The organism is Synechococcus sp. R8-2, from assembly GCF_047461715.1.
Taxonomy (GTDB): Bacteria; Cyanobacteriota; Cyanobacteriia; order Thermostichales; family Thermostichaceae; genus Thermostichus.
Genome location: NZ_JANSHQ010000223.1, coordinates 1 through 2,144, shown reverse-complemented (window position 1 = coordinate 2,144; position 2,144 = coordinate 1). Strand labels below are relative to the sequence as shown.

2 protein-coding genes and 1 pseudogene are annotated in these 2,144 nt (G+C 57.2%); 2 read left to right on the top strand and 1 reads right to left on the bottom strand.

Going from position 1 to position 2,144, the window contains the following annotated elements; genetic code table 11:
* Window positions 1–50 precede the first annotated feature (50 nt).
* On the bottom strand, window positions 51–770 hold the full coding sequence (locus NW819_RS06035; RefSeq protein WP_414330288.1) for a response regulator transcription factor: 720 nt from the start codon (window positions 768–770) through the stop codon (window positions 51–53).
* Between the two features lie 466 nt (window positions 771–1,236).
* On the opposite strand from NW819_RS06035, the gene NW819_RS06030 reads away from it, so the two are divergent.
* On the top strand, window positions 1,237–1,617 hold the full coding sequence (locus NW819_RS06030; RefSeq protein WP_414342412.1) for a hypothetical protein: 381 nt from the start codon (window positions 1,237–1,239) through the stop codon (window positions 1,615–1,617).
* Between the two features lie 226 nt (window positions 1,618–1,843).
* A pseudogene (locus NW819_RS06025) lies at window positions 1,844–2,144 on the top strand (SH3 domain-containing protein); the annotation flags it as partial.

Sequence of the window (2,144 nt, the reverse complement as noted above, 5' to 3'; positions counted from 1 at the left end):
CTCACCCCTGGCCCCTCTCCCAACGTGAAGAGGGGAGAGTTATTTGGGGGTTAAGGTTTTTCCTCTCCCCATCCCTCCTTCGGAGCGGGGGGCTCAAACTTGTAGCCAACTCCACGCACGGTGCGGATCAACTCCGGTTGGCTGGTATCAGTCTCTAGTTTCTTGCGAATTTGGCCGATGTGGACATCGACCACCCGTTCATCTCCCTCGTGGTTAAAATCCCACACCTCTTGAATCAGCTCAGCCCGTCGCCAAACCCGCCCCGGATGTCGAGCCATAGCATAGAGCAAATCGAACTCCAGTGCTGTTAAGTTGATCAGGCGCTGCTCGCGGATGACTGCTCGGGTTTCCGGGTCGATTACCAAAGAGGCAAAGGTCAAGACCGGTGCGCTGGCCATTTCGGTCTTCATACGTTGCCGCCGCAGAATGGCTTGCACTCGCGCCTGTAACTCCGGCAGGCTGAAGGGCTTGGTCAGGTAGTCATCTGCCCCCAACTGGAATCCGTGCAACTTATCAGCAGGGCTGACGCGGCTGGTCAACATCAACACGTACACGCCGGTCTCTTTTTGCATTTGCTGGCAGAGATCGTAGCCGCTCACATCCGGCAAGTTCAGATCCAAAATTACCAAGGCCGGCTGAAAAGCGCGCAACTGCTGTAAGCCCTCGGCCCCCGTCATCGCCACCTCAACCGAATACCCCTGCCGCTGCAAGTACCGCTGCAGTAGAGCACAAATGCTGGGATCATCATCGATGATGAGGATGCGTGACATGGCAGCTTGGCACTCTCGAAGTCAGTAGGAGACAAGGTTGCAGGGCGTTGGGGTGTGGGGATCCCTTCGGCAGTCCATAGGCAACCATCACATAGAGGCAATAGGCCCTCAGCTCGCCAGGTGGGAGGGGAAAAAGAGCCTTATCAACAGGGCAGGCTTGACCCCAACCTCGGCTGGAAAGGGCAACAAACGCAGGTGATTCATGAGTTATTGAACACCTAAATCTTATTTCAAGTCTTTACGTGTGGGGTCGCGCGGGGAGTTTATCCTTGCCGAGGCCGCCCTCCTGTGCGTAAATCAACGGAGGCTTATCCAAGAATCTTGGGCATTATCTTACTGAGTTGCCTGAATGGCAGAGGAAATCCGTCAAGCAGATCCTTGCACCTGGAGTTAATCTGGAAGCCGTGGCGCTTCCGTTCCTGTCTCGAGGTCTGGCCTTAGTGTGGGCGGTTTATCCCGGAGGCTTATGTACACCAATCCCGATGAAGTCTTCCGCAAAGATGTCTGGTTGGCCCTCTTCACGTGGGGGATCCTAGAGTTGGCTTGTTTCGTGATTATCCCCTTTACCGGAGCCTACGCATTCTCGCAAGTGGAGGCTTGGCTGTGGCCCTCTTTGGTTTTGGGGCCGGTGGGGGCGGTGGTGGTGGCTTTCTGTTCTAAGGTGGTGCTGGCTGCTAACAACATCCCGGATCCCAGGAGAAAACAAGCCCAGCGGCAAGTGGCTCAGGTGGTCAGTCTTTTCGGCTTTCTGGGCTTGGCATTGCCCCTCCTTCTGGCAGGATGGGTATTTGGCCGAGAGATTTTGACGACCGACTGGCAGAATAAGTTCACCAACACCAATAAGTAGAAGCTAATCTCCGACGCCCTTGCCCTCTGGGGTCGCGTCGCCCCGTCAGCGTTGCGATTCCTCTGCACAGGCCTAGCAAGAGCGCTGCGGAACACGATACATTGGGATGCAATCACGTCAGCGTTGCGCAGCAGTCGTGCTCTGGCTTTCGTAAATCCCCGGTTTTGACGGGGATCCCATCTTCTCTGCGGATTCTTGCCTGCAGCATTGCGGGAAGGTATTTCGGATGGCTAACTACCCGATGCGAGGCCGTTCTTCTCCTGCTTCTGGCGGTTTTCCCTTGGGCACCTTGGTGGTGGTGAGTGTCTCGGTTGGGGCTCTGGCCGCCTTGGCTTGGCAGTTGTGGCAGCTCGTCGCCCCCATGTTGGCCCCCCCTGCCCCGCCTCAATTTCCGCAGGCGGTGCGCTTGGATCCCTTGCCCCGCCCAGCCAGTTTTCCCTCTCCCCCCTCTGGCCCTGCTGCAGGCACTGTTGACCCTGAGGGATTTCCCCCCGGCAGCCGTGGGCGGGTGATCGAGCCCATTGGCC